The organism is Kiloniella sp. (assembly GCF_048259265.1).
Taxonomy (GTDB): Bacteria; Pseudomonadota; Alphaproteobacteria; order Kiloniellales; family Kiloniellaceae; genus Kiloniella.
In genome coordinates, this window is sequence record NZ_JBLXHT010000005.1 from 220,920 (window position 1) to 247,551 (window position 26,632).

The 26,632-nt window shown below is 45.7% G+C and carries 23 protein-coding genes; 2 read left to right on the forward strand and 21 right to left on the reverse strand.

The features are described from left to right. Window positions 1-6 precede the first annotated feature (6 nt). Complete coding sequence (gene tsaB / locus ACN0QW_RS10625) at window positions 7-708, reverse strand: tRNA (adenosine(37)-N6)-threonylcarbamoyltransferase complex dimerization subunit type 1 TsaB (protein ID WP_417431302.1); 702 nt, start codon at window positions 706-708, stop codon at window positions 7-9. Window positions 709-888: 180 nt separating this feature from the next. Here tsaB and ACN0QW_RS10630 point away from each other — a divergent pair, with 180 nt between their 5' ends. After that, on the forward strand, window positions 889-1,971 hold the full coding sequence (locus ACN0QW_RS10630) for a polysaccharide deacetylase family protein (protein ID WP_417431304.1): 1,083 nt from the start codon (window positions 889-891) through the stop codon (window positions 1,969-1,971). 104 nt (window positions 1,972-2,075) lie between these two features. Here ACN0QW_RS10630 and ACN0QW_RS10635 read toward each other — a convergent pair whose 3' ends face one another. The 16 genes from ACN0QW_RS10635 to ACN0QW_RS10710 all read right to left on the reverse strand — a co-directional run bounded on the left by ACN0QW_RS10635 (window position 2,076) and on the right by ACN0QW_RS10710 (window position 17,748). Next, window positions 2,076-2,639 carry a NifU family protein gene (locus ACN0QW_RS10635; RefSeq protein WP_417431306.1) on the reverse strand — a complete coding sequence of 188 codons (564 nt, stop codon included), beginning with the start codon at window positions 2,637-2,639 and terminating at the stop codon, window positions 2,076-2,078. Window positions 2,640-2,744: 105 nt separating this feature from the next. Further along, entirely contained in the window at window positions 2,745-3,281 is a 537-nt protein-coding gene (locus tag ACN0QW_RS10640) for a universal stress protein (protein WP_299379561.1), read from the reverse strand. Window positions 3,282-3,284: 3 nt separating this feature from the next. Beyond that, window positions 3,285-4,082: a TIGR02186 family protein gene (locus ACN0QW_RS10645; protein ID WP_299379564.1), complete on the reverse strand. Its 798-nt coding sequence runs from the start codon at window positions 4,080-4,082 to the stop codon at window positions 3,285-3,287. After that, window positions 4,082-4,996, reverse strand: a complete 915-nt coding sequence (locus ACN0QW_RS10650) for a sulfite exporter TauE/SafE family protein (protein ID WP_417431309.1) — start codon at window positions 4,994-4,996, stop codon at window positions 4,082-4,084. Before ACN0QW_RS10650 ends, ACN0QW_RS10645 begins: the two co-directional genes overlap by 1 nt. Window positions 4,997-5,340: 344 nt before the next feature. Then, window positions 5,341-6,369 carry a tryptophan--tRNA ligase gene (gene trpS, locus ACN0QW_RS10655; RefSeq protein WP_417431311.1) on the reverse strand — a complete coding sequence of 343 codons (1,029 nt, stop codon included), beginning with the start codon at window positions 6,367-6,369 and terminating at the stop codon, window positions 5,341-5,343. A gap of 107 nt (window positions 6,370-6,476) precedes the next feature. Further along, a complete protein-coding gene (locus ACN0QW_RS10660) occupies window positions 6,477-8,231 on the reverse strand; it encodes an amidohydrolase (RefSeq protein WP_417431313.1) in 1,755 nt (584 codons plus the stop codon). Then, entirely contained in the window at window positions 8,231-8,707 is a 477-nt protein-coding gene (locus ACN0QW_RS10665; RefSeq protein WP_417431315.1) for an AraC family transcriptional regulator, read from the reverse strand. The genes ACN0QW_RS10660 and ACN0QW_RS10665 overlap by 1 nt, the downstream gene beginning before the upstream one ends. Next, window positions 8,676-9,143, reverse strand: a complete 468-nt coding sequence (locus ACN0QW_RS10670; protein WP_417431317.1) for a helix-turn-helix domain-containing protein — start codon at window positions 9,141-9,143, stop codon at window positions 8,676-8,678. The genes ACN0QW_RS10665 and ACN0QW_RS10670 overlap by 32 nt, the downstream gene beginning before the upstream one ends. Before the next feature lie 206 nt (window positions 9,144-9,349). Then, window positions 9,350-11,059 carry an ABC transporter substrate-binding protein gene (locus ACN0QW_RS10675; RefSeq protein WP_299379583.1) on the reverse strand — a complete coding sequence of 570 codons (1,710 nt, stop codon included), beginning with the start codon at window positions 11,057-11,059 and terminating at the stop codon, window positions 9,350-9,352. A 71-nt stretch (window positions 11,060-11,130) separates the two neighbouring features. Further along, window positions 11,131-11,409 (reverse strand): DUF2160 domain-containing protein, encoded by a 279-nt coding sequence (locus tag ACN0QW_RS10680; RefSeq protein WP_156176779.1) that lies wholly within the window; start codon window positions 11,407-11,409, stop codon window positions 11,131-11,133. A gap of 15 nt (window positions 11,410-11,424) precedes the next feature. Beyond that, a complete protein-coding gene (locus ACN0QW_RS10685) occupies window positions 11,425-12,222 on the reverse strand; it encodes a carbohydrate ABC transporter permease (protein ID WP_047764155.1) in 798 nt (265 codons plus the stop codon). 3 nt (window positions 12,223-12,225) lie between these two features. Next, window positions 12,226-13,095 carry a carbohydrate ABC transporter permease gene (locus ACN0QW_RS10690; protein WP_417431320.1) on the reverse strand — a complete coding sequence of 290 codons (870 nt, stop codon included), beginning with the start codon at window positions 13,093-13,095 and terminating at the stop codon, window positions 12,226-12,228. Window positions 13,096-13,097: 2 nt separating this feature from the next. Further along, entirely contained in the window at window positions 13,098-14,177 is a 1,080-nt protein-coding gene (locus ACN0QW_RS10695) for an ABC transporter ATP-binding protein (RefSeq protein WP_417431322.1), read from the reverse strand. Continuing rightward, window positions 14,177-15,268, reverse strand: coding sequence for an ABC transporter ATP-binding protein (locus ACN0QW_RS10700; protein WP_417431324.1), 1,092 nt, complete (start codon window positions 15,266-15,268; stop codon window positions 14,177-14,179). Before ACN0QW_RS10700 ends, ACN0QW_RS10695 begins: the two co-directional genes overlap by 1 nt. Before the next feature lie 52 nt (window positions 15,269-15,320). Next, window positions 15,321-16,838: a glycerol-3-phosphate dehydrogenase gene (gene glpD / locus ACN0QW_RS10705; protein WP_417431326.1), complete on the reverse strand. Its 1,518-nt coding sequence runs from the start codon at window positions 16,836-16,838 to the stop codon at window positions 15,321-15,323. A 139-nt stretch (window positions 16,839-16,977) separates the two neighbouring features. Beyond that, window positions 16,978-17,748, reverse strand: coding sequence for a DeoR/GlpR family DNA-binding transcription regulator (locus ACN0QW_RS10710; protein WP_417431328.1), 771 nt, complete (start codon window positions 17,746-17,748; stop codon window positions 16,978-16,980). Window positions 17,749-17,998: 250 nt separating this feature from the next. Between ACN0QW_RS10710 and ACN0QW_RS10715 the strand changes: the two genes are divergently transcribed. Next, window positions 17,999-18,595 carry a 2-hydroxychromene-2-carboxylate isomerase gene (locus ACN0QW_RS10715; protein ID WP_417431330.1) on the forward strand — a complete coding sequence of 199 codons (597 nt, stop codon included), beginning with the start codon at window positions 17,999-18,001 and terminating at the stop codon, window positions 18,593-18,595. Between the two features lie 114 nt (window positions 18,596-18,709). On the opposite strand, the gene murJ is transcribed toward ACN0QW_RS10715, so the two are convergent. The 4 genes from murJ to mutS form a co-directional block, all read right to left on the reverse strand. After that, window positions 18,710-20,338 (reverse strand): murein biosynthesis integral membrane protein MurJ, encoded by a 1,629-nt coding sequence (murJ, locus tag ACN0QW_RS10720; protein ID WP_417431332.1) that lies wholly within the window; start codon window positions 20,336-20,338, stop codon window positions 18,710-18,712. 186 nt (window positions 20,339-20,524) lie between these two features. Further along, the gene (locus tag ACN0QW_RS10725; protein WP_417431334.1) at window positions 20,525-21,082 is read right to left on the reverse strand and encodes a PAS domain-containing protein; all 558 of its coding nucleotides are present in this window, start codon (window positions 21,080-21,082) and stop codon (window positions 20,525-20,527) included. A gap of 58 nt (window positions 21,083-21,140) precedes the next feature. Further along, on the reverse strand, window positions 21,141-23,909 hold the full coding sequence (locus ACN0QW_RS10730; RefSeq protein WP_417431336.1) for a [protein-PII] uridylyltransferase: 2,769 nt from the start codon (window positions 23,907-23,909) through the stop codon (window positions 21,141-21,143). Between the two features lie 74 nt (window positions 23,910-23,983). Beyond that, a complete protein-coding gene (gene mutS / locus ACN0QW_RS10735; protein WP_417431391.1) occupies window positions 23,984-26,629 on the reverse strand; it encodes a DNA mismatch repair protein MutS in 2,646 nt (881 codons plus the stop codon). Between the last annotated feature and the right edge of the window lie 3 nt (window positions 26,630-26,632).

Here is a 26,632-nt window from a genome sequence, read left to right on the forward strand (position 1 = left end):
CATTATCTAGAACGTCGGCTTGTCTTTGGGTAAGGAAACATCCGGTGCCCGTAAATATAGCGGCTCAACCGACTTATTTTTCTTGTCAAAAAGCTGGTGCTCAACGGCACAGAACAACAAATTTTGAGCATCAGCATTCGCAGATGAGGTTGAAATCGCAATCTTTCGTCCAGCTTTTTTCAAGTATTCATATGCCTGATCAATACCATCCCCGACCAAAAGTAAATTACCCTCTGGCAAAAGATCACTTAAATTTTCTGGAAGCGCAGCAAACGGCTCTGTCAACGAATTCAGTTTTGAATCAAAGCTTTGAACAAACAGATCTGCACGTTTAGCATCAATGATGACAACGATTTGAATATCTTTGACCTTTTCAACTATCGGCACACCGCGGGCAAGAACTTTAAAATTATTAATCCCGACAAGTTGCTTATCGCAGGCAAGTGCAAAACCCTGAGCGGTGGCTAAACCAATACGCACACCAGTAAATCCGCCTGGACCTGTCGTAACAGCAAACCCTGCCATATCCAGCAATTCTTTCCCTGCTTCATCCAAAATCTCTTGCACGATTGGCAAAAGGCGCTCTGATTGTCCACGCCGCATTGTCTCTATACGTGAAGCCAATACTTGGCCTTTGTCCATAACAGCAACGGAACAAGAAGACCCCGCAGTATCCAAACCAAGCAACAATGAATTATCCGCCTGCATTATCGTGAAACCATCCCTTTGACACTCAGGTTAACATAGCTCATAGCTTAAAAGACAAAATAACATTATGGCTTATATCCTTGATGCTGCTTTGTTACAATTGAAGACCACCAATGATCGCCTCTTATTAGGGCTGGCATTAAAGTAACATTAGAGAGCAAAGAAGCTGAACTATCGAAAATGTTTAAAACACACCGTTTTCAATTACTTTCCTTTTTCCTCGCAATCACCCTTGGCCTAATTGGTTTTGAAAAGACCGCTTCAACACAAGAAACGAAAAAGTCTATTGAAGACGTTAATAGAAACGGTGCCGTTGTTGTTATGTATCAACGCTTTGAAGAAAGTAAATACCCAACGACCAGCACGGCTCTCTCCATCTTTGCTGATCATATCCAAGAGCTTCAAAACAAGCAGTACAACGTGATCCCTCTTCTAGATGTCGTTGATGCCCTCAAAAATAATTCACCATTGCCGGATCGTGCCGTTTCAATAACAATAGATGATGCCTATCTTTCTTTCTACGAAACAGCTTGGCCCGCCCTACAAAAAGCAAATCTTCCTATAACTGTATTTGTAACGACATCGGCAGTAGACCAAAATCGGGTCGGGTATATGACTTGGTCCCAAATAAGAGAGCTTGCATCAGATCCTCTTGTAACCATAGGAAATCACGCCAGCGAACTCAGACATATTGCCCACTTATCACAACGAGAGCAAAAACAGATTATTGATCAATCGAATCAAACTTTCAGGCGTGCTTTGGGTAAACAGCCAAATCTGTTTGCTTACCCCTATGGCGAGATCAGTAATAACCTGCAAAGTGTTTTAAGAGCCGCAGGTTTTAAAGCAGCCTTTGGTCAGCATTCCGGTGCCATTGATCACAATTCCGATCTGATGGCTTTACCGCGCTACCCATTCAATGACCGCTTTGGCACAATGGAACGATTCCAACTAGCCATCAACAGTTTACCATTACCCGTATCAGCCGTTTTACCCGAAGACTTAACCCTCAGTGAAGCGACAAATCCACCCCTCATCGGGTTTACCATCGGTTCACAGATTATTCCCCGTGTAGACGGATCCTATCGAGGGCTAAACTGTTATAGTTCTCAGGGTGAACTTACCTTACAGGAACTGGGTGGGGGCCGTATTGAGGTTAGATTAAAAGAACCATTCAAGACTGGTCGGGCGCGCCTCAACTGTACCATGCTCGGTCCTGATGGGCGCTGGCGTTGGTTTGGGCAACAGTATTACATCCCCTGAATTAAAAATCTAAAGCCAATAAAAAAAGCCCGAAGTTGAAAACAACTCCGGGACTTTATTTTTTTAGAACAAATCTAATCGTACCTAAGTATTGACCATACCAGTCAGGCGCTAGCGCGGACTTCAGACACTTCTGGAATATAGTGACGCAGCATATTCTCAATGCCCATCTTCAAAGTCGCAGTTGAGCTTGGGCACCCCGCGCACGCCCCTTGCATATGCAGATAAACGACACCGTTTTCGAACCCGTGGAAAACGATATCTCCACCGTCCTGTGCGACAGCCGGACGAACACGTGTATCCAGAAGCTCTTTGATCTGAGACACAATTTCATCATCGTCTTCATCACTTGCTTCAGCGTGGGAAGACATTGCCTCGGAAGCATCCGTCATAACAGGGCGTCCCGCTGTGAAATGCTCCATAATCGTACCAAGAATAGATGGCTTCAGAATATACCACTCTTTGTCTTCTGCCTTGGTAATCGTAATAAAGTCACCGCCAAAAAACACCCCGGTAACGCCTTCGATTTCAAACAATCTAAGAGCAAGAGGAGCATTTGAAGCCGCTTCTTTTGCTTCAAAGAAAGCCGTACCACCGTCAAGTACCGGACATCCCGGTAAAAACTTTAGCGTAGCTGGGTTTGGCGTCTGTTCTGTTTGGATAAACATATCTTGCTCGTTTAAAAATCGGTCTATGATTGTTGTTCTTATATGTAATCTTATAGGGGCTATTCAAGCCCCTATCCACAATGAATAATCATATAGAATATTTCTTTAACTGATTTCGTCGATTTCAGCAGGCTCTAAATTATCAGGCACAACAGTTATTGGCACACGTAACTTACCAATATGTTTCCCCATCAGCGCAGTCAAAAGAGGTCCAGGCCCCCCAGAACCAGAACTCGCGCCCAGAACAAGGATAGAAATTTGATCGTCTTCGTTTACAAGCTTGACCAGCTCATCACGCCGGTCGCCTTCGCGCATGTAAAGAACAGGGATTTGCCCTGAGTATTCAAGAACTTCTTCGCCAAGTTTATTCAACAAAGCTTCGGCTTCTTCCCGGGCTTCTTCTTGCATCAGATCCCCGACAGCCGCCCAGTGATTAAACTCGGCAGGTTCAATGACGTACAAAAGCGCAACCCGCCCGCCCGTATGAAGTGCACGGCGGCACGCAAAGCGCATCGCCTGCAACATCTCATCACTATCATCGACGACGACAAGGAAAATCCGATCTGTAGATCCATGATTTCGGCATTTTTTACCGTCAGTCTCTTGATCAATTTTCAATTCTGTCGATTCTGTTTCACTCATGCCTTATCCCTTGCGGAAAATTAAATGACCGATCCAGCCGGATACCAAAGCAATCACAATGGCGATAATACCATACATTGCACCATGAAGGTGTGCATAGTCATAAATTTCAGCTTCGGCCCCTATTTTTGATACCGTCAGGGGTGTCGTTCGCGCGTCAATGATTTGCCCATCACGCAAATGATAGACGCTGACAGAATACGTCCCTGTCGGCACATTGGCAGGCAACTCAAATTCTGTCCGGAATAAATGTTCGCCTAAAAAAACTATTTCCGCGTTTTCCAGCTGATAATTACCGCTACGTAACAGATTCCGAAGCAAAGCTTTTTTCCATGAATCGGCCAATTTCCCCGCAGCTTTTGTTACCGGAAGCTCAAGGCCGATATTGTCAAAGCCGATGGCGTTAAGCGCGCGTGTTGCCGAAGAGGATATTTCTTCAATTGGGCCCGTTGAAGCTATGGAATAAAAACTCGGCACACTTTCGAACTTCATCGACGCGGTATTCATCCAGATCCCAGCGACCTGCCCTTTTCGTTGTACTTTAAAGTCCGTATCCGGCCCTCTCACAACGACAATGACTTCACCTGGGGAATTAATACTGCCAAACAGAAGAATGCGATCACCTGAAAATCCGGCCGTAATTGCCACAAGGTGACTGGAAAGATCCGCCTCAATGGCCTTCGTCTCTTTTCCTGACAAAACAAAAAGAAATGATAAAACAATCATCAAAAGAGCATTTAATGAGCAGGCTTTATTATCTGGAAAAAGTCGGTATCTCCGAGATGTCGCACACGTTATCATCACACCATCTCCAAAACATAGAGATCAGCGGGTTCGATCAAAAGATCAAGGAACAGTTTGCCACAAACCATGACAACCAGAATCCCCAGCAACAGGCGTAACCAGTCACCCTGCATTTTGGCCCCTATCCGCGTACCAACCTGGGCCCCGAGGACAGAGCCAACCAACAGTAAAAGTGCGAGAACAACATCAACGGTCTGGTTCTGAGCTGCCTGTAAAAAAGTCACGTTCGCAGCAACAAAGATAATCTGGAAAAGCGATGTTCCAATCACCATCGCTGTCGGCATACCCAACATATAGATCATTGCTGGCACAAGAATGAACCCACCACCAACCCCCATAATGGCAGAGAGAACACCAACAAAAAAACCAATACCTAGCGGCAAAAGCGCCGAAATATAAAGCCGGGATTTACGAAACCGCATTTTCAGCGGCAAACCATGGAACCAGTTATGTTCATGCAACTTGCCACGGGAAACACCCCCTGACTTTCTGCGCCGGAACACAGCCTTGATACCTTCGAGCATCATCAAAAGCCCGATCGTACCCAGAAAGACCACATAGGAAAGATTAATAACAAGATCAATTTGGCCAAGACTTTTTAGGAAAGTAAACAAGCCAACACCGAGTGTGGACCCGATAAAGCCGCCAACCAGCAATATCCAGCCCATCAGAAAATCAACATTTCCCCGTTTCCAATGGGCAAAAACACCAGAAACCGACGACGCGATCACATTGTTTGCTTGTGTTGCAACGGCAACGGCAGGGGGAACGCCGACAAAAATCAGGATTGGCGTCATCAAAAAGCCGCCCCCAACACCAAATATCCCCGAAAGCAGTCCGACACCGCCCCCCATTGCCAATAAGAGGATTATGTCGACAGATATCTCAGCGATCGGCAGATAGATTTGCATTGCCGTCAGTCGCCCTTTTCACAGGTATTCATTTAGCTCTACCCTGTTCTACCGTTTCAGGCAGAAAGTTTTTATTCATAGGCTTTCAAGGGAGCACCCCTAAAGAAATCTATCCTGCTTCACGAAAAAGGAAAAGGGGGTCCATTGAATATTTTCTTTATTTTTCAACTTTTTGCTTAATATTTTTTTAATTTGGCCAATTATAAAAACACACCAGTGCTTTTCTTTTCAAACGCTTCCCTAAAAGAAAAGGGCATCAGAAACAAACCTGATACCCTTTTCATAAGACATGTGGAGCCAAATATTATTTATACTGGCTCCATGTAACGATAAGCTTTTACTTGTTACGACCGTAAAAAACCAACAGCTTCAAAAACTTCTTTCATCACAGGTTCTGCTAGCTTAGCAGCCCGATCAGCCCCCTGCTTGAGCACAGAATCAACGTATGATTTATCATCCATCAATCGTTTCATTTCCGACCCCATTGGTCCCAACTTGGTAACCGCAACTTCTGTCAGAGATTTTTTAAAATCGGCAAAGCCTTTACCTTCAAATTCACCCAGGACATCAGAAAGCTCTTTGTCGTTTAACGCCGCATAGATAGACAGCAAGTTAAACGCTTCCGGACGTTCTCTGCGGGCGTCATCAAGCAATTTACCATTTTCACCCAACACTTCAGCACCGGGGATTAAATGTGGATCACTCGTTGCCTTCTTGATTTTTTTAGCAACGGTATCTGCATCATCCATCATGGTGATACGACTGTAATCCGATGGATCAGACTTGCTCATCTTTTTACTACCGTCACGCAAAGACATGATGCGTGTTGCAGCACCAAAAATAAGAGGTTCCGGTACAGGGAAAAGATCTACATTGAAATCATTATTGAACTTAATGGCGATATCACGCGTCAATTCAAGGTGTTGCTTCTGGTCCTCACCCACCGGCACATGAGTTGCTTTATAAGCAAGAATATCCGCCGCCATCAGGTTTGGATAGACATACAAACCTGTGGATGCTTTCTCACGGTTTTTTCCGGCCTTGTCCTTAAACTGTGTCATCCGGTTCAACCAACCGATCCTGGAAACACAGTTAAAGATCCAGCCAAGCTCGGCGTGGGCAGAGACTTGTGACTGATTAAAAATAATGTGCTTTTCAGGATCAACACCCGCCGCCAGATATGACGCCGCAACTTCACGTGTATTATCAATCAACTGCTTAGGATCTTGCCAGACAGTAATGGCATGCATATCAACGACACAGAAGATACACTCATAGTCGTCCTGAAGGCGCACAAAATTACGAATAGCGCCGAGATAATTGCCAAGATGTAGGTTCCCTGTGGGCTGCACGCCCGAGAAGATACGCTTCATGGGAAAAGATCCATTCCAATAGCGGTTGATAGTAAGATTTAAGAAAAGGCTTTATCGCCGTTCAAAACCCTGGGGTCAAGAGCTGGAACCAAGACGCAAGATGCAGATCAGTCGAACAAACCTTTCGGATCATAAATCGGTTCTCCGCCAAGAAGTGTTGCCTCTACATTCACAGACCCGATCTCATTTATCGGTATATCCACAATATTGCGGTCCAGCACAACGAAGTCAGCCAACTTCCCCTGTTCAATCGATCCTGTTTTATCCTCGTGCTGCAATAGTTTTGCGACATTGAGCGTCATCATTTCAATAACTGTTTCCACTTGGTCGAAAGCACCGTCTCTTTGGGTAAGAACGGCTTTAATTTTCATCACGGGAGATAGCTCTTCAGCATCCCAATCACTGCTTAGAACTACTTCAACTCCAGCCTGATAAAGTTTGAGAGCAGGCATCAAATTTTCTGATCGTTTGCCAATAAATCCGGCAAGATATTGTTTCGTATCCGGATTGGTCGAACTTGACGCAAGCTGAAAATCGGTAATAACATTTAACTCACTAAACCGGGGTATATCTTTCTTATCAACTAAGTAAAGGTGCGTTATACGATGCTGAATGTCCGTTGGCGGGTTCTCTTTTCCTGCGTACGCCACGGCATCTAGAGCAAGTCCGACACCTCGATCACCCGTCGCGTGAAAATGAACCTGAAAGCCTAGCTGCTCCAGAGCACTTACATAACCAAAAAGTATCTCTTCTTCAAAATATAGGAATCCCCTCTGCAAATCTTTCGGGAGATCGAGTTTTGCTTCATAGGGCTGATAAAGCGCACCAGTTGCCTGAGACAAGATACCGTCTACATAAACCTTGGCTTGATTAAACCGCAGAAGCTTTTCAGGATCATTACTATAACGCTTTTGAAATTCGACAATCTGTTCTTCAAAGGGTAAATCAGGGTAAAGATAGAGTGCATTACTCGCACGCACCGTCAGCAAGTTTTCCTCTTCTGCACGGATCCAAGCGTCCTGATGCCCCCTAGGCCAATAACCACCTGCATCGCTCACAGTTGTGATACCATTCTCCGCTAATAGATCCAGAGCTTGAAGCAGGCTCTCATAAGCGAAATCAACATTTTCCTTGGTTGGCGGCAGTGCTGCATTCCGAAGTTTCTGTTGCGCATTTTCAAAAACAACACCCGTTAAGCGACCTGTAACAGGGTTTCTGCCGATCAGCCCTCCCGGTGGGTTAATCTCAGGAGTCGCTTGAAAATCCATATATCCCACAGCTTCCATCGCCTTGGTATTGGCCCAGGCTCCATGCCCGAGATTATCCAAAATAAACGCTGGTCGATCAGGAATTAATTGATCAAGAAACACCATGGGAGATTCCACTGTTTCCAACAAAGCTGGCATGGAAACACCAGCCCCCATAAACCAAGACGCCTCACTTTGTTCACCAAGGCAATAGGCAATTTCCTGACGATAGATCTCTTTCGATCCTTCGGCAGGCAGAAAACAAACTGTTTCATTGATACCTGCTTCCAAGGCATGCAGATGAGGATCTTGAAAACCCGGCATAAGCATGCGGCCTCCCAGATCAATAACGTCAACCCCAGTCTTCACCATATCAAGAAGCTGTTTTTCCGTACCCACAGCAGCAATAACACCATCTTCAACCAAGACAGCTTCGGCCCATGGCATTTTTTTATCAACAGTGTAAATTTGTGCGTTTACAACAAGATAGTTGTAAGAAGATGCATGGCTTTGCGTTAAAAAAGCACTGCTCAACCCCAGACTAAGACCAATGACTTTAACAGTCGGGACAACAGCCTCGATTACTCTGGATATTTTTGTTTTTAAGTATTTCATCAGCTTATCACCAAAGGAATGCGTATTTCCGTTAAGAGATCCTTTTCCAAGACTTTCGCAGGATCATTGTGATAGATCTCGATTGCGGGCCTATCGTCAACTTCATGTCCAGAATCAGGGAGCCATCTGCCATAAAGCCAATCATACGCCTGATTCAAATCACCATACACCCCCTTAAAATGGGCAACGGCATACTTCCCTGCAGAGATTGTTTGTACCTTCAAGTCCCCGATTTTTGATGCGACATCTGGGATTACAACCCCGATATCAGCCCTCAAATAACGACTTTCTGTGATATTCGGGTCATCATATGTCAGCATAAAAATTTCCGTCTTATCATCCAACGATATAGCCGCCTCCGCTGCCCGTTCGTACAACCTATCAAACACAGGTTCGAGATCGTTATAATCTCCTTGATGATGGATATAGGCCACATGCATCGTTTCATGCGTTTCTATCTGAATATTTAAATTCATATATTGATCCTGACCGCAGATTACGCGCCTCAGCTACCTTGCCCCAAAGTCCGTCAGGGGCCGTATCAGGAAAGTGAAACACACTTTCCTCTCGATAACGACGAGGAGAAAGACCAAACTGTTTTTTAAAAGCACGACTAAAAGATTCAGGTGTTTCATATCCAGCATTAAAGGCTGTATTCATTACAGACTGGTTAGAATAGATCAGCGCACTGGCTGCGCGTTCTAGTCGTAACCTTTGTATATGATGTGTCAGACTTTCCCCCACCATCCCTTTGAAAATACGGTGAAAATGGTAGGGAGAAAAATGCGCGATATTAGCCAACTGAATCAGGTCCAATGCCTGATCAAGGTTTAGCCGAATATATAACATTACCCGCTGAACACGGCGCTCATAATCCAGCCGCGTCACAGATTTTACAGATAACACCGTCATAAACGTGGGTCACTCCTCTTCGTTCAAAAGCACCCTAGGCAATGAAATAAGAAAAAACCTGACCGTCTTTGCTAATTATAACATGTACGTACTTAAAGCATCGTACCTCAAAGTACCTCAATGAAATCAAATACAAACCACCCCAAACAGAAAAAGGGCCGGAGGAATAATCCTCCGGCCCTTCTATTCGCAAGGAAATGCGTTAATTAGTTCCAGCTTTTAACAAGCTCGTCATAATCAACGGTTTCACCCTGTGGTTTCTCGTTGGCCAATTTGGCTTTAGGAGAACCAGGCTGATTCAGCCAGTAGCTGGCTTCTTTTTCTTCGTTCAGCTTAGGTCCGCACTCGCCCTGTACGCCTGCGCGTTCCAGACGACCAAGAACTTTATCTTGAGCAGCTGCAAGTGCATCCATAGCTTCCTGAGGTGTTTTTGCACCAGAGCTGGCATCACCAATGTTCTGCCACCATAGCTGTGCAAGTTTTGGATAATCAGGAACGTTGATACCTGTTGGTGTCCACTGAAGACGGGCAGGTGAACGATAGAATTCGACCAAACCACCAAGTTTCGGTGCACGCTCTGTGAAGGATTCATGCTGGATATCGCTTTCACGTACGAAAGTTAGACCAACGTGACTTTTCTTCAGAGAAACCGTTTTGGCAACAGTGAACTGTGCATAGAGCCATGCAGCTTTACGACGATCAACTGGTGTGGATTTCATAAGAGTCCAGGAACCAGCATCCTGATAACCAAGCTTCTGACCTTCTTCCCAATAAGGACCATGTGGGGAAGGTGCCATACGCCATTTTGGTGTACCGTCTTCGTTTACAACGGGAAGACCGTCTTTCACCATGTCAGCAGTAAAGGCAGTGTACCAGAAGATCTGCTGTGCAACAGCACCTTGCGCAGGAACTGGGCCAGCTTCACCAAAGGTCATGCCTGGTGCTGATGGTGGAGCATAAGCTTTGAGCCAATCAACATATTTGGCTACGGAGTAAACCGCAGCAGGACCGTTTGTCGCGCCACCACGTGATACTGAAGAACCAACCGGGCTACAGCCTTCCATACGGATGCCCCATTCATCAACCGGTATACCGTTTGGAATGTTTTTGTCGCCAGCACCAGCCATTGACAACCATGCATCAGTAAAGCGCCAACCAAGTGAAGGATCTTTTTTACCGTAATCCATATGGCCATATATAGTTTTACCGTCGATTTCTTTCACGTCATTTGTAAAGAAGTCGGCAATATCTTCATAAGCAGACCAGTTAACCGGAACGCCCAGATCATAGCCGTATTTTGCTTTAAATTTAGCTTTGATATCAGGGTCGGAGAACCAGTCATAACGGAACCAATATAGATTCGCGAACTGTTGTACAGGAAGCTGGTAAAGCTTGCCATCAGGACCAGTAGTGAAAGATGTACCGATGAAATCACCAAGATCGAGATCCGGGTTACTTACATCAGAACCTTCACCTGCAATCCAGTCAGAAAGTGGCACAACCTGTTGGTAACGATAGTGCGTACCAATAAGATCTGAATCGTTGATGTAGGCATCATAGATGTTTTTACCGGACTGCATCTGTGTTTGCAGCTTTTCAACAACATCGCCTTCACCGATCAGGTCATGGTTAACCTTGATGCCTGTGATTTCATAGAAAGCCTTGGCAAGAGTTTTTGATTCGTACTCGTGCGTTGTAATGGTTTCGGAAACCACATTGATTTCCATGCCTTTGAAAGGCTCAGCAGCTTTTGCAAACCACTCCATTTCTTTCATTTGATCAGCTTTGGACAAAGTCGAAGGCTGAAATTCATTTTCTACCCAGTTCTTAGCTGCAGCTGCATCCGCATGAGCTGCGCCAGCTGAGAGAACCAAAGCGACGGCTGTTAGAGCGCCGCCAATATAACGGGACTTCATTATTATATCTCCCTGTTGCTTCATTCAGTAAACGAGTTTGCCTCGTCACCCCACATTTGCCCTCTAGGTGTTTACACCCATCTAAACACGATGAATGCGTAGACAGCGCTTACGACGAGGGCTCCCCACAGTTGGATATCTGACATCAGAAGCCAACCGAGGTGAATAAAAGCACTGCCCAGTAGTGTAATAAACAATCGATCCCCACGCGTGGTTGGAATATTAAGAATCCCAACCTTTTCCCTTTCGGGGAATTTGATTGCCAATACCGTCATAACAACAAGCGTTGTTGCAATGATGATAAAGAAAGTAGCCGTTGGCCAAGTCCAGGCCATCCAGTTCAATTCCATGATACGGACTCCCCTTTAAACCCGGCCCAGGGCAAAGCCCTTGGCAATATAGTTACGAACAAAATAGATCACCAGAATACCCGGTATAATGGTCAGTATCCCGGCCGCTGCTAGCACACCCCAATCAAGGCCCGACGCAGACACGGTACGTGTCATGGTCGCGGAAATTGACTTGGCATCAACAGAAGTCAGCGTTCTGGCCAACAACAATTCAACCCACGAGAACATGAAACAGAAGAATGCAGCCACGCCGATACCCGAAGAAATCATCGGTGTGAAAATACGGGTAAAGAAACGCGGGAACGAATAGCCGTCAATATAGGCGGTTTCATCAATTTCACGCGGGACACCAGACATAAAGCCTTCGAGAATCCAGACCGCCAAGGGAATATTAAACAGACAGTGTGCCAAGGCCACCGCTATGTGCGTATCAAATAATCCCACAGCCGAATAAAGCTGGAAGAACGGCAAGGCAAAAACCGCTGGCGGTGCCATTCTGTTGGTCAAAAGCCAGAAAAACAGATGCTTATCGCCCATAAAGTTATAGCGCGAGAATGCATAAGCCGCAGGCAAGGCAACCAATAGGGTAATGATCGTGTTCAACACCACATATATTGTCGAGTTTATGTAACCGTTGTACCAGCTTGGGTCTGTAAAAATCACCATATAGTTGGCAAAGGTCAGATCCTGTGGCCAAAGGCTAAAGGTACTGAGAATTTCCTCGTTCGTTTTCAAGGACATGTTCAGCAACCAATAGATCGGCAACAACAAGAAAACAATGTAAAGGATAGTGACGAGAGCTTTGGTTTTCATGACTTAAGTCTCCGCTCTGTCTAAATAGCTCATCACTGTGAAGAATACCCAGCTGAAAAGTAGAATGATTAAGAAATAGACCAACGACATCGCCGCAGCAGGTCCTAGGTCAAATTGACCAATCGCCATCTGAACCAAATCGATCGAAAGGAAGGTTGTCGCGTTACCCGGTCCACCACCTGTCACAACGAATGGCTCGGTATAGATCATAAAGCTATCCATAAAACGCAACAGCACAGCGATCAGGAGTACGCGATTCATCTTTGGCAACTGGATAAAACGGAATGTCGCCCACTTGCTCGCTCCGTCAATTCTAGCGGCTTGATAATAGGCATCGGGAATTGACTGTAAACCGGCATAGCAAAGCAACACAACTAGCGACGTCCAATGCCACACATCCATGACAATCAAGGTCACCCAAGCATCAATTGTGTTTTGCGTATAGTTGTATTCAATACCCAATCCATCCAGAGCAGCCCCCAGAAGACCAATATCAATACGGCCAAAAATTTGCCAGATCGTGCCCACCACATTCCAGGGTATCAGGAGTGGCAGCGCCATAAGAATCAAGCAAAACGGAACCCAGAGCCCTTTTTTCGGCATCGCTAATGCAATGGCGATACCAAGCGGAATTTCGATAGAAAGGATAATAAAGGAGAACAGGAACTGACGCCCTAGCGCCCCGTGGAAACGGTCAGACCGAAGAACTTCCTGGAACCATTCAATACCAGCCCAGTAGAATTCATTATTTCCAAAAGTATCCTGAAAGGCATAGTTAACCACAGTCATCAAAGGAATGACCGCAGAAAATGCCACGATTAAAACAACAGGAAGAACAAGCCACCAAGCGCGGTTATCGGACCATTTATTCATGATCAAGCCTCCTCTACCAAATGACTGTTGGCATAAAGATTCACATGCGTTGGATCGACAACAAGACGCGCACCATCAGTAGGAACCTCATCTTCTTCGTTGACCATCACTTTAAACTCATGATCTTCAAGACGGACACTTGCCACCTTAAAACGGCCAAGGTCCTCTACCTTTTGAATAGAAACAGTTGGCCCGGCCCCTTCCCGTGAAAGCGACAGGAATTCCGGACGAATACCAACTTCCAGCGAGGCACCCGCGGGTATATTACTCAGGCCCTGTTCCATGGCAAAAGCATGGCCAGCAACCATTGCCTGCTTACCATCAATATGACACGGCACAACGTTCATGCCCGGTGAACCGATGAAGTAACCAACAAAGGTATGTTTTGGACGCTCAAACAGCTCTTCAGGCGTGCCCATCTGAACAACAGCACCATCGTACATAACAACCACTTTATCAGCGAAAGTCAGTGCTTCCGTCTGATCGTGTGTGACGTACACCATCGTGTAGTTAAAGCGTTTGTGCAGATGCTTAAGCTGAGAGCGCAACTGCCACTTCAAATGAGGATCAATAACGGTCAATGGCTCATCAAACAAGATCGCTGACACATCAGCACGAACCAAACCGCGCCCCAGAGAAATCTTCTGTTTGGCATCAGCCGTAAGGCCACTTGCTTTACGCTTGAGACTATCTTCCATTTCCAGAAGTTCAGCGATTTCACGAACACGACCGTCAACTTCACTGGCACTCACACCGCGATTGCGAAGCGGGAAAGCTAAGTTGTCATAGACAGTCATGGTGTCATAAACCACCGGAAACTGGAAAACCTGTGCAATATTGCGGTCTTCAGTTGCCTTATTGGTGACCGCCTCTCCATCGAAGAGAATTTCACCGTGCGTTGGCTTCAACAAACCGGAAATAATATTCAGAAGTGTTGTTTTACCGCAACCAGATGGGCCAAGCAGCGCGTAGGCTCCGCCATCTTCCCAGATATGATTAAGCTCTTTAAGGGCAAAATCCTGTGGCTCCTGGATATGCGGCATATAGGAGTGCGCCAAACCATTGAGTTCAATCTTCGCCATTACGCTTGCTCCCCAGCTGTACCCCAGGGGCCCGCTACCAGCTTGCCTTTGGTGTCAAAAACAAAACACTTGGAAGGTTCCAGATAGACATCGATGTCACTATCGATTTCAATTTCCTGCACCCCATGCGTAAGGCTGACCCAGCGTTGGTCTGCAAAATCTACATGCACAAAGCTTTCAGATCCAGTGATCTCTGTAACTGCAACCTTGGTTTTAAAGGAGATCATACTCGGATCACTGTCGATATGCAGATGATTTGGACGGAAGCCCAATGTGTAATCACCATCACCAACCTGATTTAAAACACCTGTCGCTTGTGCTGAGAATTTCTCACCGTGGCTAACGACGCCACCCTTAATACTAACAGGTAAGGTGTTGATCGGCGGATCAGAGAAAACATCAGCCGTTAACAAATCGCTCGGATTACGATAGATATCGATTGTCGGTCCGAATTGTGTAATTCGACCTTCGTGCAACGTCGCCGTATTACCACCTAGCAACAGGGCTTCTGTTGGTTCGGTTGTCGCATAGACAAAGATAGCGCCAGTTTCAGCAAATACCCGTGGCAATTCTTCGCGAAGCTCTTCACGCAACTTGTAGTCCAAGTTCGCCAGCGGCTCATCCAAAAGAACTAGGTCAGCACCTTTAACCATGGCACGCGCCAAGGCTGTACGCTGCTGTTGACCACCTGAAAGCTCAAGCGGTGTTCGATCCAGCATTGGTTCCAGCTTCATCATCGCAGCTGCTTCACGAACTTTACGATCAATCTCGTCAGCCGGAGCGCGGGCAATACGTAACGGAGACGCAATGTTCTCGTACACTGTCAATGCCGGATAGTTGATGAACTGCTGATAAACCATAGCAACATTGCGATCTTGTACCCGAACGCCTGTTACATCAATACCATCAAAGGAAATACGTCCCTTAGTCGGCTTATCCAAGCCGGCCATAAGCCGCATCAAACTGGTTTTACCTGAAAGGGTCGGTCCGAGAAGAGTGTTAAGCGTACCACGCTCCAGACTGAGGTTTGCCTCAGCTATGTGTACTTCGTCTCCGACCGTCCTCCAGATATTCTCTAGAGATAACGTCATTTCAACCCCACGAAACTCAACTTTATAGTTGGTTTTGTTTTTCTATTTTTGTTTAGCTGGCTTTTGCCAGTTTTTTAATATTCTGCGCCATCCATTCGGATAGTGCTTCCTTGTCTGCTCCCTTGATTCTCAGTCCTAGTTTGCTTCGACGCCACAGTACATCATCCGCTTTCTGCGCCCATTCATGGATCATCAGATAACGCACTTCTGCTTCATAAAGATCAGCTCCGAAATTCTGACCTAAATCCTCTAGCGACTTAGCATTACCAAGTAAAAGCGAATAACGGGTTCCGTAACTCCGTATCAACCGCTCTGCATGGCTTTTTCTTATAAACGGATATTCTTTTTGTAATTTAGAAACTTGTTCAGTTGCCTGCTCACACGGGAAATCGCCGCCGGGAAGGGTAGCGCCCTGAGTCCAAGCTCCCCCAATTTCAGGGAAAAATCCAGAAAGTTTTTCAATGGCATGTTCTGCCAGACGACGATACGTCGTGATCTTCCCACCAAAAATATTCAGGGCAGGGGCGCCATCAAGCTCGTCAACCTTCAAGACATAATCACGTGTTGCTTCCTGTGCCTGGCTTGCACCATCGTCATAAAGCGGGCGAACACCAGAATAGGTATGAACAACCTGATTTGAAGAAATAGAGGTTTTGAAATAGCTGTTTGACAAGCGGCAAAGATATTCAATCTCGTCCTGAGAAATCTTAACGTCAGCTGGGTCACCTTGAAAATCTTCGTCAGTGGTCCCGATCAGCGTGAAATCCTTTTCATAGGGAATAGCAAAAACAATACGCTTGTCGTCATTCTGGAAAATATAACAGCGATCATGGTCAAACAGCTTTGGAACGACAATGTGGCTTCCCTTGACCATTCGTATAGAATGATGAGACGAACTTTCCATTTCTTCATTCAGGAACTTCGATACCCACGGGCCAGAAGCATTTACAAGAACCTTACCCTTGATGACCCGTCGATCGCCATCATTAGTATTTTCACAGGTAAGATTCCAAATACCGTCTTTAACTTTGGCATCAACACAACGGGTCCGGCAATGAATGTCTGCCCCTTTATCCCGTGCATCTATCGCATTCAAGGCAACCAGACGCGCATCATCAACCCAACAGTCAGAATACTCAAAACCTTTTGCAAAGCCCTCTTTCAAAGGAGATCCTGCTTCATCGGTTTTCAGATTTAATCCGTGACTTGCTGGCAGCTTTTTCCGCCCGCCGAGATTGTCGTACAAGAAAAGTCCAATACGAATAAGCCAACCGGGCCGTTGTGATTTGTTGTGTGGCAAAACGAAACGAAGCGGCCAGATGATATGCGGCGCCATCGCCCAAAGGGTTTCGCGTTCAATTAAAGCTTCGCGGACAAGACGAAACTCATAGTGTTCAAGATATCGTAATCCACCATGAATAAGCTTGGTACTCGCCGAGCTGGTTGCCTGTGCTAAATCGCTTTGTTCAACAACACATACTGAAAGTCCACGACCCGCAGCATCTCTAGCAATTCCGCACCCATTAACGCCACCACCAACGATGACCAGATCATACGTCTGACCGCTCACAATACCTCCCCAACACAGTACTTACTGAAAAAGCTGTACCGTATGTATTCGAATCTTTCGAAACGAGTTTCCTTTTGGTTTCGTTTTGCACGCTATTCGAAGATTTCAAGGTTCGCAAGTGAAAATTTTTATTACATTTTTATGACAGCTCAGATTCAATAAGGCGTATACCGCTATCCCTACAGATTTTCCTCAGGTTTTCGGATTCAAGGCTGTCTGTTACAAAAGTATTAATTTGATCAAATTCTGCAACGCGAACAGGGGCGGTTCGTTTTAGTTTCATTTTATCAGCACACAAAATAACGTGGTGAGCGTTATCAATTATGGCCTGAGCCACTTTCGCTTCCCTTAGATCGAAATCCAGTAAAGACCCATCTTCGTCTACCGCCGAGGTCCCGATGATGGCAAAATCCACTTTAAATTGCTTGATAAAATCAACAGCGGTTTCGCCCACCACACCACCATCTGAACGGCGAACCATTCCCCCGGCGATTATAACATCAATTGATGGTGCCGGACGTAATATATTGGCAACATTTATGTTATTAGTGATGACCAGCAAATCTTTCTTACTTAACAAGCACTGTGCAACTTCTTCGGTTGTTGTGCCTATGTTAATAAAAAGAGAACAATTATCCGGCACCAAATCAGCCGCCGCCGCACCTATTCCTCTTTTTTCATCTTTGGCAATCATACGTCTTGCGTCATAACGCAAATTTTCGACCCCCGCCGCAAAGACAGCGCCACCATGGATTCTTTTCAATATGGCGCGCGCACAAATTTCATTAAGGTCTTTGCGTATTGTCTGAAGAGATACTTCGAAGCGAGTAGCCAGTTCTTCGACTAAAACACGTCCTTCTTCCCGAGCAAGGCCAACAATTTCACGCTGTCTGGGATTGAGAGTGTCCATTTTAAATTCCCCTGAGCTCATCTTATTATTATATATTGATGACAGTTTAAAATGACTTCAAAAAAAACGAAAGTACAAAATCTTCGCTTTTCGAAAAACGAAACTATTTGTTTCTTACCTAAGCAATTATAATCCTGAATTCTCTTTCTCACAGAAAGATGATTGGACGAAACCAACGTTTAAAACTCTTATCTCAAGATCCTGTTTCTGCCGCGAACACGTAAAAACACCCTTTTAGTAGGACAGAATAATGACCAAAGTTATCGACAATTATCACTTTCTTCTATCCCCTTGGAGCTATCTCGGAATAAAGCACTTCAACCGCGTTGTGGCGAAACACAACGCCACCGTAAATTACAAACCCATATCTGTTATGGACACGTTTGAGGTTATGGGCGGAACGCCACCAAGTAAACGCCACCCATCTCGTATGAAATACAGAATGGTTGAATTAAAACGCTGGTCCAAGCATTTGGGCGTCCCTATGAATTTTGAGCCTGCCTTTTGGCCTGCGGACCAAACACTCGCAGCGCAAATGGTTTACGCAGTTCAAGAAGCAGGTGGAAATGCAGGGGCTTTTAGTGATGCTGTTCTGACGGCAGTCTGGTCTCAAGACAGAAATATTGCCGAAGAAACAACACTTGCAGAAATTTCTCGCGAATGCGGCTTTGATCCAAATACACTTATTGCCCAAGCGAAAAGTGATGCTATGGCTCAAGCCTATATCAAGACGACAAAAGAAGCCCATGACCGTGACGTCTTTGGTTCACCAACTTACGTTTACAACGGTGAAAATTTTTGGGGACAAGATCGCATAGACTTTTTAGATAAAGCTTTAGACCACTGACGAACATCAGATTAAATCACCCAATAGTGAAAGGATAATCCTACTATCCTTTCACTATTGGGTTTAAAATATTTCAAAGCTTTAAGCTTTATCACGTCTAAAAGACTCTAAAGTTTAGGCTTTGCCGCGCCGGAACATCGCTGAAAAATCGGCTGGGCGCACCGCGCCAAGCAAGAGTGACAAAAGAGCATAGACAAGAAGGCCAGCGCCAATCAACGCAGAAAGTGCGGCTACTTTCTCATAAAGCTCACCGTCGAACCAAGGACGTAACCAGCGCATCCCGGACCAGAGAACACCCCCCATCACCAGAGAAGAAGCCAGTATTTTTGGTAATCTGGAAACGAATCGTCCATCAAGTTTTAAATGATCCTTACGAACCAAAACAATCCAGAGCATCAAAACATTTACCCAAGATGAAATAGCCGTCGCCAAAGCGATCCCAACATATTGAATAAACTGGAAAAGTATCAAACTGAGCGCAATATTTATAAATATCGACACAATTGCCAAACGGAACGGTGTTACCGTATCTTCCCGTGCGTAAAAAGCAGGCTGTAAGATTTTTACCAACACATATGCAGGAAGACCAGCGGCATAAGCCATAAGCGCAACAGCAGTTGCGTCGCTTGTCTCACGGCTAAACAATCCCCGTTCAAATAAAGTCACAACAATTGGCCAAGGCATAACAATCAAAGCAATGGTAGCAGGTAGCGTCAACAACAAGGCCATTTCCATGCCTCTGTTCATGCTATTCATCGCACCTTTATCATCATTAGCTTTTAATTTTCGCGCTAATTCAGGCAAAAGAACAACACCAAAGGCAATTCCTATCATCCCCAAAGGTAGCTGGTAGACACGCTCTGCATAATAGAGAAAAGAGACGCCGGCTTCCTGAAAAGTCGAAATCATTGTGCCAATAACAACATTAATCTGCATCGCACCAGCTGAAAGCACACCTGGAACCATACGGCGCATTAAGGTTTTCACATCGCTCGATAACCTAGGTAATCGCATTCTCATATTCAAACCAGCACGCTTTAGAGAAATGAATAACAAAAGCATCTGGCCGAACCCGGCTGCGGTCACGGTCCACGCCATGGCCTGGCCCGGATCTGGTACCCGTGGAACAATAAGAACCAATGTAATAATAAAAAACACATTAAGCAGAATAGGGGCCGCAGCCGCAGCTGCAAAACGCCCCAACGAGTTCAACATGCCAGAAAAGAGGGCCACAATGACCATGAAGAACAAATAGGGAAAAGTGATCATATTAAGCTGTTCAGCATAGGCCAGCTTAGAGATAAACTCACTAGGTATGGCCAAGGTCTCCCCAAGTCCTTGAGGTTTGAGATTTATCGCTTCTTGAGTAGAAACTTTAAGGACCCAATCTTCAAATCCAGGTGCGAGCGCATAGGTCACCCAAGGCATCGATGCCATTGCCCCAAAGGTCAACAACAACATAAAGGTAAACATCACCGCATGAGTCTGTTCGGCAAATGTCTGAGCAGCTTCCCGTCCTTCAGCCTCTACTTTTCCGGCATATAAGGGAACAAAAGCAGCGTTAAACGCCCCTTCTGCAAACAGACGACGGAATAAATTTGGTAATCGAAAGGCGACAAAGAAGGCATCGGCAATTGGCCCTGCGCCTAAAAAAGCAGCGACAAGAATATCACGTACAAAACCAAGAATACGGCTTAACCCAGTAAAACCGCTTACTGTCGCCAGATTACGAACCAAAGACATTCAGATACTCCGCATAGAACTCACAAAGGGAGTTTCACTTCATCACCTGTAAACTCACCCTCATGCCCACACCTTTGTAGAGGAAGCGGTTAGGATTTGGAAGAGGATGATTCTGCAAAGACATCGACGATAACAAAGAAATATCCGAAGCTTATTGAAAAGCTGCTTTCTATCATCTTGTTAAACCTAAGATGAAAGAGGAAGCGGTGTCCCAAAACCAATATCGATATAGTCTCTTTGATTAACTTTATTGTAATTTAATTGTTTGTCTGAATTTTGATGCCACTCAATGTTCTCAAGCACATCGTCGACAAAAACCAGATAGTGATAATCCCCATTATCTGAGGCAAGGGGATAGCCAACCGTTTCAGAAACATGTGCCAGCCCAGATTCGTACCGACCTTCAAGGATCACCCTCATACCACAGGGAAAAGAAGCTACTTTGAAAAGCTCATTGTAGGCATCATCCCGCCGCTCTTCCGAGACAAATTCAACATAATCCCGTCCTGTTGGATCAAACCCGATACGATCAACTATCCCCGTACCTACCAGACGAAGTAGCGATTGCCCAGGTGTGCTCAGATCATGTATCAAGATATGTGATAGAATCGTTTTTACGGCAGCAGGGTTGAAATCACTTTTCTTTGGAATAGTTTGACCACTTGAATATTTCAGTTCCCACCAATAGTCATGCAACCGCTGACAACGCGGGCTTGTGAAAACCAGTGATGAAACCGTCTTCATGTACTTAACTCGCACCTAAACTGACTTACTCCATTCAGTATATCCCAAAGAGAGTTAATCAAGCATTGAACACTTCCAATAATTTTTTCTGGATATTTTTAACTTTTTGTTCTGACGAAACCTTGTCACCCAAAGCTGACTGAACATAGAAAACATCAACCGCCCGCACACCATAGGTCGCAATACGCGCAGAATGAACTAGCAAGCCCAATTTGGTCAAAGCCTGCGTCAGATAGTAAAGTAATCCAGGTCGATCCTGACCATTAATCTCCAAGACGGTGTAGCTTTCACTTGCTTTATTATCGACCAGCACCCGGGGCTTTACCTTTAATGCATTATGAACTCTGCTTGGTAATCTGGTCGGAAGATTCTTAAGCAACTTTGCCGTTTTTAATTCACCCGTTAGGGACTTTTCGATTGCCGTTTCCAGCGTTGCCAAACGTTCCGGGTCATTAATCATACCTTTGGTATGGGCATCCGCAATATAAAAACTATCTAATGCCATCCCGTTTTTCAGCGTATGAATCGTTGCTCCTTCAATAGAAGCACCAGATACAGCCAAAGCCCCTGCAACCCTGCTGAACAATCCGGGGTGGTCTGCTGTATAGATTGTGACCTCTGTAATTTGGCGATAGGTATCAACACGAACTTCGGATGTATAAGGAGATTTATCGTTTTCTGCCTTGCGAATTAGTTCAGCTCGACGCTTCTGGGTTTCTGTATCTGTTGAAATCCAATAAGAAACTGTTCCAAGTTCAAGATGCTTGGCAACATCCTGTGCAGGCCAATGGGATAGCTCTTTTGTCAGAACTTCCCACGCCACTTGAATCCGTCTCTCTTGACCCTCTGCAGCTAATCCACCCGATAAAAGCTCTTCGGTACGCCAGTAAAGATCACGTAACAAAGCAGCTTTCCAGGCATTCCAAACATTCGGCCCCACCGCCCGAATGTCAGCAACAGTCAGCACCAGTAACAACCTCAACCGCTCTGGAGACTGTACGATCTCAGAAAAATCCTGAATAGTTTTGGGATCATCAATATCCCTTGAGAAAGCAGTCTCGCTCATGGTCAAATGATAACGAATCAACCATGAAACAGTCTCTGTTTCCTCTGGTGTCAGCCCCATCCGAGGGCAGATTCTTTGTGCTATTTTAGCCCCTTCAATGGAATGGTCACCTTTCCTACCTTTGGCTATATCATGTAGGAATACAGCCACATAAAGCACTTTACGTGACAGGATTTTGTGAACCACCGCACTTGCAATTGGGGCTTCTTTCTTCAGCGTTCCTTTTTCAATCTGATGTAAAATTCCTATCGCAAACAGCGTATGCTCATCCACGGTATAATGGTGGTACATATTGAATTGCATCAAAGCGACGACACGCCCGAAGTCAGGAACGAAACGTCCTAAAACACCGGACTCATTTAATCGGCGTAACGTTTTTTCAGGGTCTTTGGGCGACGTCAGAATATTTAGGAACAGGCGACTGGCGGCTTCGTCCTGACGGATACTTTTTTTAATCAAACGCAGAGATTGGGTAATTTTGCGTAATGCTGCAGGATGGATATCCAAATCGTGTTTTTGGGCGACATGGAAGATACGTAACATTTCGACAGGATTTGTTTCGATTGCATCATCCTGACGAAAAGTCAGACGATCGCCTTCTAAACGAAACTTTTCGATGGAACGCTTACGCTTGAGAAAAGGAAGTGGAAGACGGAAACCCGATCTACGATTATGTTCAGCTTCCAAAGCTGCACAAAAAATACGTGTGAGACCACCAACCTCTTTTGCGACGATAAAGTAATGCTTCATCATCCGCTCAACACCCTTGGTTCCGGCGTGATCAGTATAATTCATCCAGTCTGCAAGGTCACGCTGCACATCAAATGACAAGCGTTCTTCCGGTCTGTTCGTCAAATAATGTAATGCACAGCGTAAGGACCACAAAAAAGACTGTGCTTTGGCAAACTGACGAACTTCCTGTCGGGTGAAGATTCCTCGCTCCGCAAGACTGGAAATATCATCGACCTGATATATAAATTTCGCAATCCAGAAAAGGGTATGCAAGTCTCTTAATCCGCCTTTACCCTCTTTGATATTTGGTTCCAGCGTATAACGGGACCCCCCGACTTTTTTGTGTCGCTCACTTCGTTCTTTAAGTTTTTGTTCAATAAATTCAGCCCCATGACCAGAGCGAACAACCCGGTCGTAAGTTTTTCTGAGCTTGGTGTATAGCGCGTCATCTCCACAGAGATAACGGGCCTCAAGAATGGCTGTATTTATTGTCAGATCGGCAAGGGAGCTTCGGATGCATTCCTTTACGTTGCGAACGGAATGGCCAACTTTGAAATTGAGGTCCCACAGAAAATAAAGCATGGCCTCAACCACCTGCTCTGTCCTAGGAACGCTCTTATAAGGTAACAAAAACAGTAAATCGACATCAGACTGCGGTGCCAATTCTCCGCGGCCATACCCCCCAACTGCTACAACAGCAAAGGTTTCACCTTTGGAACGCGATCCAATCGGATACATCTCTTCATCAACAAATTTAAAAACAAGCTTCAGAATTTGATCAACCAGAAAACAGTTCGCGCGTACAACCATTGTTCCAGAAGACTTTTTATCAAAACGCTTGCGGACCTCTGCATGCCCACCTTGTAATGCATCCCGTAAAAGTTCGAGAACTTTATTACGTTTGACCTGTCCCGTTTCATCAACCGCACATATTTCAGCTATCGCAGCTTCAAGCTTAGAAGCAGGAAAAATAGCCGTTTTGTTCTTTACGTCCTGATGATACGCATAATCGAGAGATGTTATCGGCATGCCGTCCTGCTTTTATACCTTGTGTTATTATTTAATGTCCCTTGGATTTTTGAAACTTTAGGAACAATAGAAACCTACTCTTTACCAACGGCCTTAAGCTCATAAACTAAATCCAGTGCCTGACGAGGCGTTAGATCGTCCACATTTATTTCACTTAAGCGTTGGTCAACAACGGAAGCACTTTGATCAACTTCTCCTTCTGGCGTCGTTGTTGGCAAACTGGCAAAGAGAGGGAGATCTTCGGCAAGATGTGTCAAATTCCCAGCTTGTCCGTCTTTTTCCAATGTCTCCAGAACCTGCTCTGCACGGGTAACCGCGGCAACAGGCAATCCGGCCAGCTTGGCCACATGAATCCCATAGGATCGATCCGCAGCACCATTTGTAACTTCATGCAAAAAGACCACTTCACCCTTCCATTCCTTAACACGCATAGAATGGCAGGAAAGTGATTTGAGCTTTGATGTTAAACTGGTCAATTCATGATAGTGGGTTGCAAATAAAGCACGTGATTTATTGGTTTCATGCAAGTGCTCAACACAGGCCCACGCAATAGACAAACCATCATATGTGGCTGTACCACGCCCAATCTCATCAAGAATAACCAATGATCGCTCTGTCGATTGATTGAGGATAACCGCAGTTTCCACCATCTCAACCATAAATGTAGATCGCCCGCGGGCCAGATCATCAGCGGCGCCAACACGGCTGAACAACCGGTCAATAGATCCGATATGTGCAGCCTCAGCGGGCACAAAAGATCCCATCTGCGCCAAAACCGCGATCAATGCATTCTGCCTGAGAAAGGTTGATTTACCAGCCATGTTAGGTCCGGTAATCAGCCATAAGCGCTGTTGATCTTCTAACGAACAGTTATTGGCCACAAAAGGCCCCTCGGACGTTTTGGACAAAGCAGCTTCAACAACAGGGTGACGCCCGCCAATTACATCAAACGCCAGACTGCTATCAACTTTGGGACGATTCCAACGCTCACTAACAGATAGTTCCGCCAAAGCAGCATTAACGTCTAATTCTGCGAGTGTACGCGCTGCCAAAGCAATCTCATCAGCTTGTTCTACAACTTTACCAACCAGGTCGTCATAAAGTTCCAGCTCAATGGCTAAAGCCTTGCCTGCTGCACCTGAAATTTTTTGCTCAAGATCAGAAAGCTCGACCGTGGTAAAGCGCATTGCAGAAGCAAGCGTTTGGCGGTGGATAAATTCTGAGTCAGCATCGGTATTAACTTTGGAAGCGTTTGTTGGACTGACCTCAATAAAATAACCAAGAACGTTGTTATGTTTGATCTTCAGACTATTAACACCCGTAATTCCGGCATATCTCGCCTGAAGCCCGGCAATTAACTTACGGCTATCATCTCTCAGTTGTTTATATTCATCCAAATCTGGTGAAAAGCCTAAGGCGATAAACCCGCCATCCCGTGCGAGCAACGGCAAGTCTTCTCGTAAAGCCCGTTGAAGCATATTACAGAGTTCCCGGTGGTCACCCAGTCTCTCAATGCAATTTTTTATACCCTCAGGCAGGCTATCCAACTGTACTCCGCCCAGCATCGACTTTAATTTGCCAGCTTCAGACAAAGCATCCCGGATGCCAGCGACATCACGCGGCCCCCCGCGTCCGACGGTTAAACGGGACAAACCGCGCTCAATATCAGGGCATTGACGAAGACTTGCGCGCAAATCCTGACGAAGTCCATCTTCTTCGACAAACCATGACACCATATTCAGACGATGAGAAATTGCTTCCGGCTGCGTTAAAGGGGCCGCCATACGCGCGCCTAATAATCTGGCCCCCGCACCAGTCACGGTCCTGTCGATCGTTGCGAGCAGACTTCCCTTGCGCCCCCCCGTCAACGCTTGGGTCAGTTCCAGATTTCGTCGGGTCGCTGCGTCAATTTCCATAACAGCATCACTACGGACCCGCTTGGGCGAAGACAGACGGGGCAGTTTGCCCTTTTGTGTAAGTTCAACATAATCAAGCAAAGAGCCTGACGCGGCCACTTCAGCCCGAGAGAATTCTCCAAAAGCATCAAGCGCCTTTATCGAAAACACATCCTCCAAACGACGGCGGGCGTTTTCGCTATCAAACCGCGATGATGGAAGCGGCGACAAAACGGACCGCCATTCATTAACTACATCAGCTAGCTCTTCACGCGAAAACAAGCGTTCTGGTAGCAGAAGCTCACCGGGATTAAGGCGCGCCAAAGCGGCAAGAAGGACGCCATTTATATTATTGTCCGAAGCAGCCAAAGGCTGGGTATAAAAATCGCCCGTGGACATATCCAGCCAGGAAAGCCCGTAATCACCAGCGGCATCAGTTAAAGCCGCAAGATAGTTGTGGCTTCGTGCATCCAGAAGTTCATCTTCTGTAATGGTGCCCGGTGTGACCAAACGGACAACACCCCGTTTAACAACCGATTTTGCCCCACGTTTCTTCGCTTCGGCCGGATTTTCCATTTGTTCGCAAATTGCAACCTTGAAGCCCTTGCGAATCAACCGTGATAAATAGCCCTCTGCCGCGTGGAACGGTACACCACACATAGGGATATCATCTCCCTTGTGATGACCTCGTTTGGTCAGCGTAATATCTAGAGCTTCCGAAGCTTGCACCGCATCATCAAAGAAAAGTTCGTAAAAATCACCCATGCGATAAAACAGCAATGAATCTGGGTGATCTTCTTTAATCTCCAGATATTGCGCCATCATTGG

Coding starts and splice junctions, on each gene's coding strand:
- tsaB (WP_417431302.1), bottom strand. CDS start 708: ATGCAGGCGGATAATTCATTGTTGCTTGGTTTGGATACTGCGGGGTCT.
- ACN0QW_RS10630 (WP_417431304.1), top strand. CDS start 889: ATGTTTAAAACACACCGTTTTCAATTACTTTCCTTTTTCCTCGCAATC.
- ACN0QW_RS10635 (WP_417431306.1), bottom strand. CDS start 2,639: ATGTTTATCCAAACAGAACAGACGCCAAACCCAGCTACGCTAAAGTTT.
- ACN0QW_RS10640 (WP_299379561.1), bottom strand. CDS start 3,281: ATGAGTGAAACAGAATCGACAGAATTGAAAATTGATCAAGAGACTGAC.
- ACN0QW_RS10645 (WP_299379564.1), bottom strand. CDS start 4,082: ATGATAACGTGTGCGACATCTCGGAGATACCGACTTTTTCCAGATAAT.
- ACN0QW_RS10650 (WP_417431309.1), bottom strand. CDS start 4,996: ATGCAAATCTATCTGCCGATCGCTGAGATATCTGTCGACATAATCCTC.
- trpS (WP_417431311.1), bottom strand. CDS start 6,369: ATGAAGCGTATCTTCTCGGGCGTGCAGCCCACAGGGAACCTACATCTT.
- ACN0QW_RS10660 (WP_417431313.1), bottom strand. CDS start 8,231: ATGAAATACTTAAAAACAAAAATATCCAGAGTAATCGAGGCTGTTGTC.
- ACN0QW_RS10665 (WP_417431315.1), bottom strand. CDS start 8,707: ATGAATTTAAATATTCAGATAGAAACGCATGAAACGATGCATGTGGCC.
- ACN0QW_RS10670 (WP_417431317.1), bottom strand. CDS start 9,143: ATGACGGTGTTATCTGTAAAATCTGTGACGCGGCTGGATTATGAGCGC.
- ACN0QW_RS10675 (WP_299379583.1), bottom strand. CDS start 11,059: ATGAAGTCCCGTTATATTGGCGGCGCTCTAACAGCCGTCGCTTTGGTT.
- ACN0QW_RS10680 (WP_156176779.1), bottom strand. CDS start 11,409: ATGGAATTGAACTGGATGGCCTGGACTTGGCCAACGGCTACTTTCTTT.
- ACN0QW_RS10685 (WP_047764155.1), bottom strand. CDS start 12,222: ATGAAAACCAAAGCTCTCGTCACTATCCTTTACATTGTTTTCTTGTTG.
- ACN0QW_RS10690 (WP_417431320.1), bottom strand. CDS start 13,095: ATGAATAAATGGTCCGATAACCGCGCTTGGTGGCTTGTTCTTCCTGTT.
- ACN0QW_RS10695 (WP_417431322.1), bottom strand. CDS start 14,177: ATGGCGAAGATTGAACTCAATGGTTTGGCGCACTCCTATATGCCGCAT.
- ACN0QW_RS10700 (WP_417431324.1), bottom strand. CDS start 15,268: ATGACGTTATCTCTAGAGAATATCTGGAGGACGGTCGGAGACGAAGTA.
- ACN0QW_RS10710 (WP_417431328.1), bottom strand. CDS start 17,748: ATGGACACTCTCAATCCCAGACAGCGTGAAATTGTTGGCCTTGCTCGG.
- ACN0QW_RS10715 (WP_417431330.1), top strand. CDS start 17,999: ATGACCAAAGTTATCGACAATTATCACTTTCTTCTATCCCCTTGGAGC.
- murJ (WP_417431332.1), bottom strand. CDS start 20,338: ATGTCTTTGGTTCGTAATCTGGCGACAGTAAGCGGTTTTACTGGGTTA.
- ACN0QW_RS10725 (WP_417431334.1), bottom strand. CDS start 21,082: ATGAAGACGGTTTCATCACTGGTTTTCACAAGCCCGCGTTGTCAGCGG.
- ACN0QW_RS10730 (WP_417431336.1), bottom strand. CDS start 23,909: ATGCCGATAACATCTCTCGATTATGCGTATCATCAGGACGTAAAGAAC.
- mutS (WP_417431391.1), bottom strand. CDS start 26,629: ATGATGGCGCAATATCTGGAGATTAAAGAAGATCACCCAGATTCATTG.